18 protein-coding genes and 1 riboswitch are annotated in these 15867 nt (G+C 64.9%); of the genes, 4 read left to right on the top strand and 14 right to left on the bottom strand.

Going from position 1 to position 15867, the window contains the following annotated elements:
- Nucleotides 1-145: 145 nt before the first annotated feature.
- Nucleotides 146-243, bottom strand: a riboswitch (glycine riboswitch).
- A gap of 12 nt (nucleotides 244-255) precedes the next feature.
- The 11 genes from CH290_RS10975 to CH290_RS10925 form a co-directional block, all read right to left on the bottom strand.
- Nucleotides 256-945, bottom strand: a complete 690-nt coding sequence (locus tag CH290_RS10975; protein ID WP_371828596.1) for a MerR family transcriptional regulator — start codon at nucleotides 943-945, stop codon at nucleotides 256-258.
- Nucleotides 946-1242: 297 nt separating this feature from the next.
- On the bottom strand, nucleotides 1243-1716 hold the full coding sequence (locus CH290_RS10970) for a bifunctional nuclease family protein (protein ID WP_026348282.1): 474 nt from the start codon (nucleotides 1714-1716) through the stop codon (nucleotides 1243-1245).
- 116 nt (nucleotides 1717-1832) lie between these two features.
- Nucleotides 1833-2570 (bottom strand): transcriptional regulator FtsR, encoded by a 738-nt coding sequence (ftsR, locus tag CH290_RS10965; RefSeq protein ID WP_019667959.1) that lies wholly within the window; start codon nucleotides 2568-2570, stop codon nucleotides 1833-1835.
- Nucleotides 2567-3064 carry a glycogen accumulation regulator GarA gene (garA, locus tag CH290_RS10960; protein WP_019667960.1) on the bottom strand — a complete coding sequence of 166 codons (498 nt, stop codon included), beginning with the start codon at nucleotides 3062-3064 and terminating at the stop codon, nucleotides 2567-2569. Before garA ends, ftsR begins: the two co-directional genes overlap by 4 nt.
- 251 nt (nucleotides 3065-3315) lie before the next feature.
- On the bottom strand, nucleotides 3316-3720 hold the full coding sequence (gene gcvH / locus CH290_RS10955; protein ID WP_019667961.1) for a glycine cleavage system protein GcvH: 405 nt from the start codon (nucleotides 3718-3720) through the stop codon (nucleotides 3316-3318).
- Nucleotides 3721-3771: 51 nt separating this feature from the next.
- A complete protein-coding gene (locus CH290_RS10950) occupies nucleotides 3772-4530 on the bottom strand; it encodes a DUF881 domain-containing protein (protein ID WP_371828309.1) in 759 nt (252 codons plus the stop codon).
- Nucleotides 4531-4538: 8 nt separating this feature from the next.
- The gene (locus CH290_RS10945) at nucleotides 4539-4853 is read right to left on the bottom strand and encodes a small basic family protein (RefSeq protein ID WP_094653437.1); all 315 of its coding nucleotides are present in this window, start codon (nucleotides 4851-4853) and stop codon (nucleotides 4539-4541) included.
- A gap of 101 nt (nucleotides 4854-4954) precedes the next feature.
- Nucleotides 4955-5746, bottom strand: a complete 792-nt coding sequence (locus CH290_RS10940) for a DUF881 domain-containing protein (RefSeq protein ID WP_019667964.1) — start codon at nucleotides 5744-5746, stop codon at nucleotides 4955-4957.
- Nucleotides 5747-5789: 43 nt separating this feature from the next.
- A complete protein-coding gene (locus CH290_RS10935) occupies nucleotides 5790-6407 on the bottom strand; it encodes a CDP-alcohol phosphatidyltransferase family protein (RefSeq protein WP_019667965.1) in 618 nt (205 codons plus the stop codon).
- Nucleotides 6408-6456: 49 nt separating this feature from the next.
- Nucleotides 6457-6861: a nitroreductase family deazaflavin-dependent oxidoreductase gene (locus CH290_RS10930; protein ID WP_019667966.1), complete on the bottom strand. Its 405-nt coding sequence runs from the start codon at nucleotides 6859-6861 to the stop codon at nucleotides 6457-6459.
- Between the two features lie 142 nt (nucleotides 6862-7003).
- Nucleotides 7004-8665 carry an FAD-binding dehydrogenase gene (locus CH290_RS10925; protein ID WP_033190251.1) on the bottom strand — a complete coding sequence of 554 codons (1662 nt, stop codon included), beginning with the start codon at nucleotides 8663-8665 and terminating at the stop codon, nucleotides 7004-7006.
- A 148-nt stretch (nucleotides 8666-8813) separates the two neighbouring features.
- On the opposite strand from CH290_RS10925, the gene CH290_RS10920 reads away from it, so the two are divergent.
- Both CH290_RS10920 and CH290_RS10915 read left to right on the top strand, forming a co-directional pair.
- Nucleotides 8814-10001 (top strand): M4 family metallopeptidase, encoded by a 1188-nt coding sequence (locus tag CH290_RS10920; protein ID WP_033190246.1) that lies wholly within the window; start codon nucleotides 8814-8816, stop codon nucleotides 9999-10001.
- A gap of 17 nt (nucleotides 10002-10018) precedes the next feature.
- Nucleotides 10019-10315, top strand: a complete 297-nt coding sequence (locus tag CH290_RS10915) for a protealysin inhibitor emfourin (RefSeq protein WP_019667969.1) — start codon at nucleotides 10019-10021, stop codon at nucleotides 10313-10315.
- Between the two features lie 45 nt (nucleotides 10316-10360).
- On the opposite strand, the gene CH290_RS10910 is transcribed toward CH290_RS10915, so the two are convergent.
- Together CH290_RS10910 and CH290_RS10905 are read right to left on the bottom strand one after the other, a co-directional pair.
- Complete coding sequence (locus tag CH290_RS10910; RefSeq protein ID WP_033190245.1) at nucleotides 10361-12592, bottom strand: heavy metal translocating P-type ATPase; 2232 nt, start codon at nucleotides 12590-12592, stop codon at nucleotides 10361-10363.
- Between the two features lie 2 nt (nucleotides 12593-12594).
- Entirely contained in the window at nucleotides 12595-12879 is a 285-nt protein-coding gene (locus tag CH290_RS10905; RefSeq protein ID WP_019667971.1) for a DUF1490 family protein, read from the bottom strand.
- Between the two features lie 197 nt (nucleotides 12880-13076).
- On the opposite strand from CH290_RS10905, the gene CH290_RS10900 reads away from it, so the two are divergent.
- Both CH290_RS10900 and CH290_RS10895 read left to right on the top strand, forming a co-directional pair.
- On the top strand, nucleotides 13077-13844 hold the full coding sequence (locus CH290_RS10900; RefSeq protein WP_033190244.1) for a PIG-L family deacetylase: 768 nt from the start codon (nucleotides 13077-13079) through the stop codon (nucleotides 13842-13844).
- Nucleotides 13845-14024: 180 nt separating this feature from the next.
- On the top strand, nucleotides 14025-15179 hold the full coding sequence (locus CH290_RS10895) for a lipase family alpha/beta hydrolase (protein WP_019667973.1): 1155 nt from the start codon (nucleotides 14025-14027) through the stop codon (nucleotides 15177-15179).
- Here CH290_RS10895 and CH290_RS10890 read toward each other — a convergent pair.
- The coding region (locus CH290_RS10890; protein ID WP_170947651.1) for an MCE family protein at nucleotides 15168-15867 on the bottom strand (700 nt) is incomplete at its 5' end. The two genes, CH290_RS10895 and CH290_RS10890, sit on opposite strands and share 12 nt — an antisense overlap.

The following is a 15867-nucleotide window of genomic DNA, read 5'->3' as shown; positions in this document are numbered from 1 at the left end:
CACGCGAACTGCGCGGCCGATCCTCCCCCTCTGTCGCATGCTCACCCGGGGCGAGCGCCTGAGAGATTCGCGCTCCGCGCACGCGATGCTCGGAGGTGCTTTCCCCTTGGGCGGGTGGGTGATCCCACCACTTTCCAGAGACGTCCAAGCTCACACGGTCCGTGTGCCTGAGAGATTGACGGGGAGGTATTGCTCCTTCGGCGTCCGGAACTGGCTGCCCCGGAACTCTCCCGCGCGAGCGCGACGGTCTCGATCCTAGCCGGTCTTTCGATTTGCGCGACTCTTGCGGCGTGACGCCAATTCGTCTTCGGGACTGGGCTCGGATTCGCCGCCGTCGGCTCGTTCTGCAGGGAAGTCGGCTATCAGGCCGGTCAGTTCACGCATCGCGCCGTTGACTGCGATGCCGAATACTCCCTGACCGCCTTGTAGGAGGTCGACGACCTCTTCGGCGGACGTGCATTCGTAGACGGTGGTGCCGTCGGAGAACAGGGTGATGTTGGCCAGGTCGCCCACACCGCGTTGACGCAGGTGGTCGACCGCGACTCGGATGTTCTGAAGAGAAATTCCGGTGTCGAGCAGGCGCTTGACGATCTTCAGGACCAGCATGTCCTTGAAGGAGTACAGGCGTTGGCTGCCCGATCCCGCAGCACTCCGGATCGAGGGTACGACCAATCCGGTGCGTGCCCAGTAATCCAGTTGGCGGTAGGTGATGCCCGCTATCTGGCATGCGCTCGGCACTCGGTATCCGACCAGCTCGTCCGGTACCGAATCGTCCGGAAACAGCCCTGGTTGGAACTCGCGGGCGGGCGCGCTTGACGGCTCCGGTCGAGTCGGTTCGGAAGGGGTGGTGTTCACGGACCCGTCGGGGGTGGCGGGGACCTGCGGCGCAACCGTTTCCGACACAGCGGACTCCGACACCTGACGATCCTGCGGCTGATCTCGCACGAGGCGATCCTGCGGCTGATCTCCCACTGACTGCTCCCTCTTCGGATGTCTCGACACTGCGTACGTCCCGGTTGGCCCAGGCCGACCGGGACGGGTCCCGGCGGTGTTCTCGCGTGAAGTTCCACTCCGCGTTCGTAAGCCAGACTACGCCCAGGTAGGGACGAGCGACACACGATCGAGGACTGCTTACCTCACGACGGGAACGCTATGGGTCCGCCGAGGCAAGGTCAACGCAACGCGCCGTGAACCTGAACCTAAAGTTGAGGTTGAGACTCTTCCGTTATCAAGTCGAGGCTGTCAGCCGTCCGTAGCTTTGAAGTCGTCGGGCGAGACGGACTCGAGGAATTCCTTGAACTTCTCCACCTCGTCCTCGCGCTCGTCCGGCATGAGCAGACCGGCTTCCGCCAGAACCGGTTCCTCGGCGATGATCGGCACGCCGACTCGGAGGGCGATCGCGACCGAATCCGACGGACGTGCCGACACACGGATGTCCTTGTCGAACACGAGATCCGCGTAGAAGGTCCCCTCTTGCAGATCGACGATTCGCACTTCCTTCAGGCGATGCCCCAGGGCACCGATCAGCTCCTTGATCAGATCGTGCGTCAATGGACGAGCAGGCTGAACCCCCTGCTGTTCCAGCGCGATCGCCGCGGCCTCGGTCTGCCCGATCCAGATGGGCAGGTAACGCTCACCGTCGGACTCACGGAGCAGAAGCACAGGTTGGTTCTGCGGCTGCTCCACGCGAATACCGACTACACGCATTTCACTCATGGCGATTGCCTCCCACATGCGCTTGAAGATTCGGCCCCGGCTGTGTCTCGACCCGACTACAGCCGATTCTATTGGAATCGATGACCATGCGGCGCCACCAACGGTTCTGCGTCAGGTCATTTGTCCAGCGCGCCGCGCACCGCTGCTTTGACCAGGCAGGTGTGCAGAGTCAACGACAGCGCAGCCAATTCGCGGATCATTTCTTCCGCGCGATCACGTGCACCGGCATCCCGCCCCTTGGCGACGGGACCTGCGATCTGAGCAACCAGTCCCGCCTCGCGGTCGGCTGCCAGCTTGAACGCACGCAGATGCCGCACCTCCAGGCCGAAGCGCGACATCGCGTGTGCTGTTCGAGCCAGAATCACGGCGCCCTCGTCGTAGAACCCGGCCTGGCCGGGAACCACGAGCCCTGCGCGCAGTAACTCCGTCAGAAAAGTGTCGTCGATTCCCGCCCGCTCGAGCAGGTCCACCTTGGACACACGTACTTCCCGGTCGACGAGGAACTCCTCGGGAGACACTTCGCCCGGAGCGATCGACAGGGTTCGCGGCTTGCGCGGTGCGGGCTCAGCGCTCTCGACGCGTGCCACTCCGCTGTCGATCGCCTCCAGCTGCTCCTTGATCACCTTGAGCGGCAGGTACTGATCTCGTTGTGCGGTGAGTACGTACCGAAGACGCTCGCAGTCCGCAACAGAGAAGCGCCGGTATCCCGATGGCGTGCGCTCCGGAGAAATCAGGCCCTCGGCCTCGAGAAACCTGATCTTGGAGATCGTGACATCGGGGAAGTCGGGCCGAAGTCGATCCAGGACGGAGCCTATCGACATCCCCCCGGGAGACTGCTGCCCGACGGCGGTCACTGGCTGCCTGCACCTGCCGACGAATCGCCTGCAGGTGCATCGGCACCCGCACGTGGGCCGGTGAGGAACACGAGACGGAACTTGCCGATCTGGACCTCGTCACCGTTGGCGAGGACTGCCGAATCGACAGGCTCGCGGTTGACGTAGGTGCCGTTCAGGCTGCCGACGTCGACGACCTGGAAGGAGTCCTCTTCCTGGCGGAACTCGGCGTGGCGACGAGACACGGTGACGTCGTCGAGGAAGATGTCGCTGTCGGGGTGGCGTCCGGCCGACGTCGTCGGCTGATCGAGCAGGAACCTCGACCCGGCATTGGGTCCACGCTTGACGACGAGAAGAGCCGAACCGACCGGCAAGCCTTCCACGCCCGACACCGGAGCCTCGGAGCTCTGGCTGGTCGCCGAGTTGTCCAGCTCCTGGAGGAAGTCTGCACGAAAAACCGAAGTGGTTTCCGCCGGCGACTCTCCGTAGATGCCGTCGTTGTCGTTCTCGCTCACCGTTTCTCCTTCTCAGTCCGATCGCCCGGGTCGATTGCACCCGAGTTACGCAGTAACCAACTTGCACGTTCTGTACTTCTTGCGGACCTACGTCGCCTCACCCGATTGGCAACCCACGGTTGCCCCGGAAGGGTCTACAGGCCCCCACGGCGCAGCGGACTCGCCACGGCAACCACGCGTGCAGCTACACAAACCGTACCTTGCCCGCCCGTGCGGGTGCATACGGTTGCTCACGCTGCGTTCGCGTGCGGTTACTCAGCCGTAATTCCAGCATATCCGGCGGCATCGAGCATCTGAGACAGCGACGCGTCCAAAGCCTCCGATGTCTCCGTCTCGAGCTCCACGAGCCACCCGTCCGAGTACGGACCCGAATTCACCTTCTCCGGGGACGTGTCCAGATCTGCGTTCACGGCAATGACTTTCGCGGTGAGGGGCGAGAACACGTCGGACACACTCTTGGTCGATTCGACCTCTCCGAGCGACGTTCCGGCCGTCACCTCGTCCCCGATCGACGGCAGCTGAACGAACACCACGTCACCGAGCTGTTCCTGCGCGTAATCGGTGATTCCGATCCGTACGGCGGTGGGGCTGATCCGCTGAACCCATTCGTGTTCGGGGGTGTAGTGCAAGTCGCCCGAGGGCTCGGTGTCGGTCACTGTTCGGCTGTCCTTTCGAGGAGGGCAGGTGCTCGTGCACCGACGTCCACACTAGTTTCCCGGCTGGTTTCCGGGCTGAGAGTATTGAGGTGACCGCAGATCCCGCAAGGCGGAGACAGTCACCTGCTGAGACTGAGCTATGCCGCACTGTCCGCCGAAGCGAGACACCGTGTCCACGACGCCACCGGGAATGTCGAGCGCTGCGGCCAGTGTCGCCGGGTCGCCGATGGCGGAGAACACGAACGGCGCGGACGTGGGTCGGCCGTCGACGATCACATCACCCGGCTTTCCTGCGATCCACGAGTCGACTCCGATGCGGATGGGCGGCTGTCCGCCACCGGAGAGCTGCACGGCTTCCGCTCCCGCGGCCCGCAGTTCCTGCAGCGCGTCGAGCAGGACGTCGGATCCGACCCCCTTGTCCGGATCTGTCACGGTGACGGTGACGCCCGGCCCGGCGGCGGCAACGGTGCCGACCTGAATGGACAACGACGCAAGCCGGTCCTGCGCCTCGGCGAGGGCAGCGCCCGATCCACCGTCTGACTGCCGAAGCGCAGACAGAGTGGTCTGCAACTCGGCGATCTCGCTGCGCAGCGCGGCCTCTCGCCTCCCGACGTTGTCGAGGACGACCAGGAGGTCCGCCGGTCGGGCAGCATCGAGTGCATCACCGCTGCCTGTTTCCCTGACCTGCACCACGATGCCGAATCCCAGAACAGCCATCAACAGAACAGCGAGGGCGCCGAACGCGCGGGACGAGCCCTTCCGTCGGAATCTGTGCCGGCCGTCGGAAGGCTGTGCGGACCGTGTGTTCATTCGCTCGCTCACGCACCGAACAGTCGTCGACGGAGAGCTGCGGCGTTGCCGAAGATCCTGATGCCCAGGACGACGACGATGGCAGTCGACAGTTGAGTGCCCACGCCCAACTGGTCACCGAGCCAGACGATCAGTCCCGCGACGAGGACGTTGAACACGAAGGACACGACGAAGACCTTGGCGTCGAAGATGCCGTCGAGAAACGCACGTACACCGCCGAACACCGCATCGAGTGCCGCAACGACCGCGATCGGAAGGTAGGGTGCGACGCCGACGGGGACCTCCGGTCCGGATACCGATCCGATGACGATGCCCACGATCATCGCGACGCCCGCCAACACGAGAAGTCCGGATCCTCGGCCCGACGGTCTCCGATCGTTCCCGTCGACCGTACGGTCGGCCGCCGCGTGATGCTGGTGTTCGCTCAACGTCCTTCGTCCTGTCCTGCTGTGGTGACTGCGCGTACGGCCGCGGGTGGCACGCTCAGAGAGTCCGAGGCCTCCGTCGCGAAGCCGATTCGATAGAGCTGCGCAAGCCCTGCCATGCGCAGGTAAGCGTCACTGACCGAGAACTGCGCTTCCAGGCGCGTCGGCGATCCGATCGCGGTCACGGTGTAGGGAGAGAACACCGGCCGGTTGTCCACGAGCATTGCGCCTCCGGCTTGGCGGATCGTGACTCCCGGACCGACCCTGACGTCGTCGACCGCGATCGCCTCGGCGCCGCTGACCCACAGCGAATTCACCACTGTCTGGAGGTCTCGGTCCAGCACGGCCGAATCAGATGAGCCTCGGACAGGAACCGACACGTCGGACAAGTCCGACGGTGCGGGCGGCTCGGCTACGGTCACCACGATTCCCGGTCCGGTCGCACTGTCGGCGCCTGCGGCTACTTCGAGCGCGCGCAGATCCGTGAGAAGTGCTGTGCCGCGATCGTCGTTCCTGAGTGCGTCGTCGCGCGCGCGGTCGACCTGAGCGCTGAGGTCCTGTCGTGTCGAATCGAGTTCTGCGGCTCGCGATTCTGCGTCTCGGACGCGGTGAAGGGTGTCCTGCCGGGACTCGCCACCCGAGGTGTCGAAGACCTGGGACAGTGCGATGCCGAACACGCACCCGACCAGCACGGCGCCGAGCACCAGCATCGCGATGTCCTTGCCGCCGCGTGGCGTCCCCCGCCTGGACGCCGATGCTGCGGCGTAGCCGGGGTCGAGATGCTCGGACATCAACGAGCGAAGCAGCGACGGAACTGGGTTTCGAGAAACCGGTTCACGCACTTCGTGTTTCCTCACGCGAGGGCGGTGCGGTGTGCCGTGCGACCAAGGATGCTTTGTACAGGTACAGACCGCCGGTCCACACGTACAGCGCGGTCCCCCAGACGAGCAACGCCGTGCCGACGGGCCACAGCAGATCCGCGACTGGGGACTCACCCGTCGACGCGAGCAGCACCGGAAGCGTGATCATGATGACGAAGGTGGCGGCTTTGCCCAGATAGATCACCTCGGGTGGCGGCAGACCTCGCCGGCGATAGATGAACATGGTGCCCGCGAGCACAAGATCCCGGCCGACGAGGATCACCGCGACCCACCACGGAATGATCCCGCGCACGACGAAGGCAGCCAGGGCCGTGACGACCGAGAGACGGTCGACGAGCGGGTCGAGCATCGCGCCGAGCCGTGACGATTGGTCCAGAACACGGGCTAGTTTGCCGTCGAGCCAGTCGGTGGCACCGCTGGCCAACAGCACGGCGAGAGCCCATCCGTCGGATTGCGGACCCAACAGAAGATAAAGGAACAGCGGAATCAGCAACAGCCGGATCACGCTCAGGGCGTTGGGGAGCGTGAGCACGCGGTCGCTCAGGACTCCGCCCTCGTTGTCGGTGCTCACCGGTTACTTCCGTTCCCGCTGTCGACCGCGTGTGCAGGTGAACGTGCGATCACGATGCCGAAAGCGCAACCACCGGTATGACGCGCGTGGTCTTCTTCTCGTAGTCGGCGAATCCCGAGTACAGCTCCGCCTGCTTCCGGTAGAGGGCGTCTCGTTCGTCGCCTTCGATCTCCCGGGCGACGACGTCGATCGTGTCGTCTCCCACTTCGATTCGTGCGGCGGGGTTGGCGAGAAGGTTGTGGTACCACGCCGGGTTGGTGTCCGCCCCTGCCTTCGAAGCGAAGATGACGTACCGATCACCGTCGGGAAGGTACATGAGCGGGCTGAGCCTGTCCGCACCGGATTTCGCGCCGACGGTGTGCAACAACAGCAGCGGCGCCCCCTCGAAGGGGCCGCCGACCTTACCGTGGTTGGCACGGAACTCCGCAACGACCTGATCGTTGAAATCCGGCATCGATTCTCCTGACGTCGCTGCTGTTGTCCACGGTGATCCGCTGCCACCGCGTCCGCTGTCCAGTGTGACTACCCTACCGCCGGACTCGATGCCGGAAACTCCGTTCTTCCAGTCCTGCCGCGGGGCGGGCGGACGGTCGGCGTCATCGTGCAGCGGCGCGTCCGGCCGCACGGCCCGAGAAGATGCAGCCGCCGAGGAACGTGCCTTCCAGCGACCGGTAGCCGTGCACTCCGCCGCCGCCGAAGCCGGCGACCTCGCCGGCCGCGAACAATCCGTCGAACGGCGTTCCGTCGGTGCGCAACACCCGTGAATCGAGGTCGGTTTCGAGTCCACCGAGGGTTTTCCTCGTGAGCAGGTGCAGCTTGACCGCGATCAACGGGCCCGACGCCGGATCGAGGAGTCGGTGCGGGCTGGCTATGCGGGCGACTCTGTCGCCCTTGTACTTGCGTGCGGCATGAATGACCGACACCGACAGGTCCTTGCTGAACCCGTTGACCATTTCTCTGTCTCGGGCGATCAGTGTGGCCTCGACGGCGTCGGCGTCCAGATCGACCGATCCGATCTTGTTCATGCCCGCGACCAGCTCACGCACCGAGTCCGCGACCACGAAGTCCTCTCCTCGACGCTTGAACGCTTCCACGGGACCGGGCGCACCGGGCCGAATGCGCTCGAGCAGCTTGCGCACGCTGCGGCCCGTCAGGTCGGGATTCTGCTCCTGGCCCGAAAGCCCGAACTCCTTCTCGATGATCTTCTGATCGAGCACGAACCACGAGTAGTCGTATCCGGTACGGACGATGTGTTCGAGGGTGCCGAGCGTGTCGAACCCGGGAAAGAGCGGCGCGGGGAGCTGCTTGCCGGTCGCGTCGAGCCACAGCGACGACGGCCCGGGCAGAATCCTGATTCCGTGGTTCGGCCACACCGAGTCGTAGTTGGTGATGCCTTCGGTGTAGTGCCACATCCGGTCGGAGTTGATGAGGCTGGCTCCCGCTCGACGGCTGATCTCGAGCATCCGACCGTCCACGTGCGCGGGAACGCCCGTCAGCATGTGCTGCGGGGGTGTGCCGAGGCGTGCGGGCCAGTTCTTCTTGATTAGATCCCAGTTCGCGCCGATTCCGCCCGACGTCACGACGACTGCCCCGGCAGTGAACTCGAACTCGCCGACGGCGAGGCGGGACGACGGAACGCCTCGAGCGACGTCCGACGGCTCCAACACCGATCCTCGGACTCCGGTCGCCACACCGTCGCTCACGAGAATCTCGTCGACGCGGTGACGGAACGCGAAGTCGACCAACCCGCGGTCGGCGCCGTCGCGCACCGTGGCGGCGAACATGTCGACGAGAGCGGGACCGGTCCCCCAGGTGATGTGGAATCTCGGCACGGAGTTGCCGTGACCGTCCGGCCCGTAACCACCTCGTTCGGCCCAGCCGACGAGAGGGAATATCTTCAGCCCTCGCTGTCGTAGCCAGCTACGCTTCTCGCCCGCGGCGAACTCCACGTACGCCTGCGCCCACCGTCGCGGCCACAGATCCTCTTCTCTGTCGAAACCCGCAGTACCCATCCAGTCCTGGAGAGCGAGGTCGTAGGAGTCCTTGATTCCCAGTCTCCGCTGCTCGGGGCTGTCGACGAAGAAGAGGCCGCCGAACGACCAGAATGCCTGCCCACCCAGGTTGGCTTCGTTTTCCTGATCGACCAGGATCACCCGTTTTCCCTTGTCGACCAATTCGGCTGCGGCAACAAGGCCCGCCAGTCCACCCCCGACGACTATCGCATCGGCGGTGCGTGTCGATTTGGCGGTTCCGTTCACCACTGTTGCCCCCGAGTCCTGGATGCTCACCTGTGTCGGCGATCACTTCGATGTCGGCCTCGACTCTAACCCGACCGTCGGATCGCGCGACCACACGATGTCGTAGCCGTCGTCTAGTGTCTACGGAACTCGACTGGAAGGTGCTCGTGTGGCAATCGAATCCAACTCGTCCTCGGAATCCGGTTCCGGTTCACCCTTCAACCGAAACGTCTCCGGCTCAGGCACTTTCCCGTCCTCGCAGCTGCGAACGGTCGTACCTCCGTTCCTGCTGGAGCGGATCGCGGAGAGCGCGTCGTCCGGCCGCGGCCAGGGAGTGGTGGCAGACCATGCGTCGTCGAGCGCGGCACGCACCCTCGCCATCGACCGTCAGCTCGCGCGTGGACGTTCTCCCCTGCGGTCCACCGTTCGCGCCTCCTCGGCCGCAGCTGCCGAGGGTCCGGTTCGGTCGATCCACGATGCGCAGAACCGTGACGCGCTACCCGGCCGCATCGTCAGGTCCGAGGGTGAGCCCGCCTCCGGGGACGTCTCGGTCGACGAGGCCTACGACGGCCTCGGCACCACGTTCGCCTTCTTTCGGGAGGTGTACGGCTACGAGAGTCTCGACGGAAAGGGCCTCCCCCTCTCCGCCACCGTGCATTTCGACCGCGACTACGACAACGCGTTCTGGGATGGCGAGCGAATGGTGTTCGGAGACGGGGACGGTGAAGTGTTCGGCCGGTTCACTGCCTCGCTCAGCGTCATCGCCCATGAACTGACGCACGGTTTCACTCAGTACACTTCCGCGCTCGAGTACTTCGGCCAAGCGGGCGCGCTCAACGAGTCTCTGTCGGACGTGTTCGGCGTTCTCGTGGAACAGTATTCGTCGAAGCAGGACGCGAAGACTGCATCGTGGCTCGTGGGAGAGGGTCTGTTTCTCCCTGCGGTCGAGGGACGGGCGCTTCGGTCGATGATCGACCCTGGCACGGCCTACGACGACGACATCCTCGGGCGAGACCCTCAACCGAAGGACATGGACGGGTACGTCGAGACCACGGCGGACAACGGAGGTGTCCACATCAACTCATCCATCCCCAACCGCGCATTCGCGTCTGCAGCCAGGGCGCTCGGCGGACCGGCGTGGGACAGGGCGGGGCAGGTGTGGTTCGACGTCGCCACCGATTCGTCGTTGCCGTCGACCGTCGATTTCGAAGGTTTCGCAGCAGCCACGGTGTCTGCGGCAGTCACGCGTTACGGCGCCGAGTCAGATGTTCACCGGGCCGTTGCCGCAGGTTGGGCTACCGTGGGAGTGGTCGTGGACGCGCAGGAACCGGCGGAGTCGTCCACGCGTCGAGTCTGAGACGTGAGGACGGTGGCATGTTCATCGAAGTCGTTCGTGTAGGTGGCGTGGCCGGCCTCACTCGCCGAGCACAGATCGACACCGATGTGCTGGACGACGACGCATCGGTGCGCGAGTGGCAGGAACTCGTCGAACAGGCACGGCCGATGCTCACGTCCACCGAAGACCGATCCGGGAGCGCGTCGAGGCGTCGGGACGCGTTCGAATGGACTGTGTCGGTGGACGACACGACGTGCCGTCTGGGTGATTCGTCGATCACCGGGGCGCTCCGCACCCTCGCACAACGCACGCTGCGCGAGGGTCGGACACCCTGATGGTCTCAGTTCGGGCAGCCGGTGAGGTTCAGGTGGCCGGGCGCGCTACCCGGCCCGTCGACCCGGTGGATCCATTCGGTAGGTGATCAGCCTGGAGCTGTTGGCCACGACGGCGACGGACGATGCGTTGTGCAGTATCGCAGCCAGGACCGGCGACAATCCGCCGGCAGCACTGACGAGCAATCCGACCGCGTTCACCGCGATGGACATGCCGTAGTTCTGCTGGATCACGTCGACTGCGTGTCCACCGAGGTCACGAACGTCCAGGAGGCGATTCAGATCGTCGCTGGCCAGTGCAACATCGGCGGTTTCCACGGCAACGTCGGTTCCGGCGAGACCCATCGCGATGCCGATGTCGGCGGCCGCCAGTGCAGGCGCATCGTTGGTCCCGTCTCCCACCATTGCCACGATGTGACCTTGCTGCTGAAGATCGTGAACGACCGTCAGTTTGTCCTCCGGCATGACCTCTGCTCGCCACTCGGTGATACCGAGTTCCGCAGCGACTGCAGCCGCGGTGTCCTGGTGGTCGCCGGTCAGCATGATGATGCGTTCGACGCCGTCTGCACGCAGCCGAGCCAGCACGTTCAGCGCTTCGGGGCGGACTTCGTCGCGCAGACTGATGAGCCCGACGAGGGTGCCGTCGACCGCAAGCAGAAGCGGCGTTTCGGCTTGGCGCTGCAGTTTCTTCACCCACGATGCGGCGTCTTCGGACACCTCGACGTTCTCGCTCCTGAGCAGGGACGGACTTCCGAGAAGCAAGGTCCGTCCGTCGGCCCATGTCCTCATTCCCAGTCCGACGAGCACCTCGCATTCTTCGTGTGGAGGAATTTCGATGTGACGCTCTTCGGTGGAGCGAATGACGGCTTCGGCCAGAGGATGTCGTGAGTGGATCTCGGAGCTCGCGGCGTACGCCAGGACCTGTTCCGGGAGCCAATCGTCGGCGAAGGCAACTACATTGGTCACCACCGGTCGGCCGACTGTGAGCGTGCCGGTCTTGTCGAACACGACAGCATCGACGCGGCCGGCAAGTTCGAGGTGCGACCCGCCCTTGATGAGGATGCCGCGGCGGGCACCGTTTCCGATGGCCGCACTGATAGCGGTGGGTGTGGACAGACCGACTGCACAGGGACACGCAACGAGCAGCATTGTCATGGCGCGCCGCACATCCCGTGTGACGATCAGTGTGAGAGCCGAGAGCAGGAAGGACGTCGGCACGAAGCGCCGCGAGAAGTTCTCGCCGACGGTTTGAATCGGTGCTCGATCTTCCTGAGCTTCTTCCACCCGCGAGATGATGCGGCCGATTGCGGTGTCCTTGCCGACGGCAGTGGCGCGTACGACGAGGCGTCCGCGTACCACGACCGACCCGGCGTGAATACGTGCGCCCGGAACGACGGACACGGGCAGCGTTTCTCCGGTGATGGCCGATTGATCGACGATGGATTCACCGTCGACGACGATGCCGTCGACCGGGGATGCAACGTGGTCGTACACGACGACCTCGTCGCCGACGGTCAAGGACTCGGTGTCGACGGAGATCTCACTGCCGTCGGCCAACCGTATCCATGCGGTGTCCTGAGTCCCGCCGAGGAGGTCGGCAATGGCGCGTCGGGTCCGCCGAAGGGTCAACTCCTGCAGATACTCACCGATGTTGAGCAACCAGAGGACGGTCAGTGCGACGACGTTCTCGCGCAGAACCAAGCTGGCTACGGTCGCGGCCGACACCAGAGCGTCGGTGCCTGCGCCCTTGTTCCCCGTGATCGACCGGAGGGCACCCTTCAGGAACGGGTATCCGGTGAAGACGGTGGCTCCCGTGGCCACGAGCCGACTGGTGGGACCCAGAATCGGCGGACGTCCGAGTCCGTAGCGACGGATGCCCAGCAGAACCAGCGCGGCGCCGCCGACGGCCATGCGGAGAACTTCGGCGCTGGCGATGTCGGCGGACCGTGGAGTGCGGTCCGGCACGGCGGACCGAGCCGTCGACTTGCCCTCCTGGACCGCGGCGATAACGGCATCGCGGTCGACCCGAGTACGAGACACCCACACCACGACGGAGCCGGTACGCGGATACGCATGCGCTGCACGGACACCGACCACTTTGTCGAGGGCGTTCTCGATTGCCACTGCCCGGCCCGGGCTCGAACGGAGCCAGGGAACGTCGAATCTTATTCGTCCTGCCGCGTCGGACAGCACACGAATGTCAGCCGACGACGTTGCTGCCGATGTGCCGTTGCCCGCCCGGTTCGGGGCGAAGTCGATGACGTCGGATTCGGTCGCCACGGTCAGTGGCTGTGTCCGTGACCGGTCTCGCCGACAGCGGGCGGCGGAACTTCTTCCCCGAGTCGTTCCTTGGCCTCGGCGACGACGTCCGATACCTGCAGACGTGCCGATTCGGCACCCTCCTCGGCCTTGCGCACACCGCGAAGGCCCCACTCGGTTGCGGTCACAGCCGCTCCCCTGATGGGTGCTTTCGCGATCAGGGTTCTTGCGCCGTTGTACGCCGCGACGCCGACTGCTCCCGTGACGACGGTGGTCAGTGCCTTCGACAGAAGTATCTGGAATGCCATTCGTTCACTATATGACGGGCGTAGGCGTGCTGTCCCACCTGTGTGCTGGCGTTTCTCGTGTGCGAACGTGCGCATCGACGCATGCGGAATGCCCTGCGGACTGGACCGTGCACAAGCGGCGGTTCGCGGTGTTGTGATCTGTCGGCCGACATTCTCGGTCGGGGACGCGCACCGGACGGGTGGGGATATTCTTGGGTGTGCCCAGCGTTCCCAGTGTCCTGTGCGTTCACGCTCATCCCGACGACGAGGCACTGTTCACCGGCGGGATTCTGGCGCGAAGCGCTGCGGCGGGTGCACGCACAGCCGTGGTGACGTGTACGTGGCGTGACGGCGAGGAACGTGTCGAGGAACTGCGCCGTTCTCTCGAGGTTCTGGGTGCTGGTGAACCTCGCCTGCTCGGCTACACCGACAACGCCCTGTCAGGCGGTGTCCTCTTCTGTGCTGCGCCGTTCGACGAGGCGGTCGGCAAACTCGTTGCGCACATACGATCGTTTCGGCCCGACATCGTGGTCACCTACGACGGATTCGGGTCTTACGGACATCCGGATCATGTTCACGCGCACAGGGTGACACTGGCTGCGTTCGAAGCGTCCGGTTACGAGCAGCTGTTTCCCGAGGCCGGCGAGCCGTGGCGTCCGGCCCATCTGTGCTTCGCGACTTTTCCTCGAACCGCCATCGAGTCGAAGTGGCAGACCCTGTTCGGGACGGCGGCCCCGGCCCCCGGACCAGGAGTCCCCGGCATTGCCGACAGTGACGTCGACCTGGCGATCGACGTCAGTGCCTGGTTCGACACCAAGTGGTCGGCGTTCAGCCAACACCGTTCCGAGATCGAACGCGGTGGTGGTGCGTCGCAGTTCGCGAACATGGACGTTGCGACTCGTCGGGAAGCGCTCGGTACCGAATGGTTCGTTCATCGAGCGCCCGTCGGGGTCGACCCTGCAAGGGATCCGTTCCTGCCTCGCTAGGATTCCGTCGTAGCAGCACACCGCGTGGACAGCCGAATCACTCTGCAGCGCACCGGATATCGAGTCGACCGCGTTCTTGGTCCGGGTGCGGTCGGGACATCGGCGCGTACGGTGGACGATGTATCTGATCAGGACTCGACGTGGGGGCGTCGGTCGAGAAACGAACCGGAGATTCTTCCCGTGGACTGGGACGACGAGCGCCGGAAGGCGCGGTTGATCGAGACTCGATGGGGACGCGATTGGCGAGTACTGGGGAGAACGCGTCGGTGCCTGCTTCGCGTGTCGCTCGCGTCGATTCCATTGCTCGTCCTGTTCGGTGTGTACTGGCGTGTCGATGTCGCGCCGGAGCAACGGCGCCTCGCCGACACCCGCCCGAGCATCGACGAGATCTACGGGCCACGTGATCCCGCGGACGCCACGACGGCTGTCGTGGACCTGGTCGGCTTGGGTAATCTCGATGCGGCGCCCACGGCGGCGACTCTGCCTGCGTTGGCGGACCTCGGCCGGGTCTGGTCCGTTCGGTACGACAATCGTGGCCTCGACACGCGGGTGATCAGCGACCTCATCGACAGACGCGCAACTGCTGTAGGAGTGAGCAACATCGTTCTCGTCGGACACAGCATGGGTGGAGTCGTCGCACTCGAGGCTGCGCAGCATCTGTACGAGGACTCCGACAAGACCGTGGGGGGTGTCGTGCTCGATTGCACACCGGTCGACCTGCACGCTGTCCGAGAGGCCAGTCGAGACGCGGGCGAGGACTTGCTGCGGTGGATCGGATGGTTGCCGGGGGCGCGTGAGAGCCGATCGCTACGGACGATCGTCGAGATGGCTGCGCGACAGGACAGGTTCGTGGACACGCAGTCGTCGTGGCTCCCGCATATCGAGTGGGAGGAGGCTGCTTCGGCGTTCGACGAAGTGATGCGCGACAAGGTGTTGAATCCGTCGGCGGCCAGCAACGGTTTCATCGAATCGCAGTTCAAGACAATTGTCGCCTCCGGTGCTCTGGACAACCTCGACGCGTTGTCGGACGAAGTCGACGGCAAGACCGCTCCGGCGATCGTGTTCTTGCGTCCGCGGGACGGGGCTGCGGACACCGTGGTCGACGTCGACTATTCCCAACGCATTCTGTTCGAGCGATCGGGAGGGCCCGACGGAAACCTTCGCGTGGTCCGCATGCCGGGTACCGGCCACGCCAATCCGCGTCAGGCTGCCGACATGTACAACTCGGCGATCACGACGCGGGTCGTGCCGATGGTCGACGCCAGCAGTTCGCGCGCGTGGAAGTCCTCGGCCGGACCCGACCCCACCGAGCGGGGTGAGGTGTCACCGCGGTGAGTTTCCGGTTGCCGTCATCCGGACCTCGGCACCTCGGAGTGCGGGCGCTGTCGCGGATGTGACCCAGGAAGGAACGTCCTGCGGAGCGGTTCCCGTTGCCCCGCCGTAGATCACGGCGAGCGTGTCACGTTCGAAATCCGAGCCCGCGTAGGACACCGGCGTCTGCTCGACGATGCCCGGCAGCGGCGAGTACTGCGGCGCAGGCAGTTCCGGAACATCCTGCGGTCCGGGGTTCCTCGACGGCACCTGGTAGGAACCGTCGTTGACCGATCCGCCCGGGTACTGCGGGAAGAACTCACCGGCAGCAGCGTCCGCCGGAGCGTGGCATGTCGGTCCACGGTCGTCGAAGAAGCGCGGCTCGTCCTGATTAGGCAGGTACCGTCCACGTGGATTGATGAGTGGCATGTCCACGTTGATGCCGCGGTACTCGTCGCCGACGCCGATGACGTCCTGCGCGCGTTGCACCACCGGCACGAAATTGGCGAACGTGCACCCGAACGACGGTGAATACTGCGCCAACAACTCCAGCGCCTCCCGCGAATCCGCCGAGATCCGAATCAGATTGTCCGCGTTGGCCTGCAGAAAATCTGCCGTCGACGCACTCGTCGCCGTCAACGACGAGATCAACGTATCCACCGCCGGACGCTGCTCGACCAACGTGTTCCCCGTGACCGACAGATTGTCGAGC

Source organism: Rhodococcus sp. 06-156-4 (genome assembly GCF_002259345.1).
In the GTDB taxonomy this organism is placed as follows: domain Bacteria; phylum Actinomycetota; class Actinomycetes; order Mycobacteriales; family Mycobacteriaceae; genus Rhodococcoides; species Rhodococcoides fascians_E.
Note: the sequence above shows the minus strand (reverse complement) of the source record. Positions and strands in the feature narration are given on the sequence as shown.